The organism is Vibrio sp. 1288 (assembly GCF_033344475.1).
On sequence record NZ_JAWPOX010000591.1, the window covers coordinates 1 to 672 of the forward strand.

Annotated in this window: 1 protein-coding gene; it reads left to right on the plus strand. The window is 46.7% G+C overall.

Translation table 11 applies throughout. The annotated features are described in order from the left end of the window. The coding region (locus R8O11_RS28205) for an alpha-amylase family glycosyl hydrolase (protein ID WP_318194997.1) at positions 1–672 on the plus strand (672 nt) is incomplete at both ends.

Consider the following 672-nt stretch of genomic DNA (forward strand, 5'->3'; position numbering starts at 1 on the left):
TCTGGCTACCGCCAGCGTACAAAGGCGCGGGCGGCAGTAATGACGTCGGTTATGGCGTCTATGATATGTACGATTTAGGTGAGTTTGACCAAAAAGGCTCAGTACGAACCAAATACGGCACCAAGGCTCAGTACATCTCTGCAATCAATGCCGCACACAACAACAATATCCAAATTTACGGCGACGTTGTGTTTAACCACCGAGGTGGCGCAGATGGGAAGTCGTGGGTCGATACCAAGCGCGTTGATTGGGACAACCGCAACATTGAGCTGGGCGACAAATGGAGTGAAGCTTGGGTTGAGTTTAATTTTCCTGGCCGCAACGACAAATACTCGAACTTCCATTGGACTTGGTATCACTTTGACGGTGTTGACTGGGATGACGCCGGCAAAGAAAAAGCGATCTTTAAATTCAAAGGCGAAGGAAAAGCATGGGATTGGGAAGTCAGCTCTGAAAAAGGCAATTACGACTACCTAATGTACGCCGATTTAGACATGGATCACCCAGAAGTTAAACAAGAGCTGAAAGATTGGGGTGAGTGGTACATCAACATGACAGGCGTTGATGGCTTTAGAATGGATGCCGTGAAGCACATTAAATATCAGTATCTACAAGAGTGGATTGATCATTTACGTTGGAAAACAGGCAAAGAGCTTTTCACCGTTGGTGAGT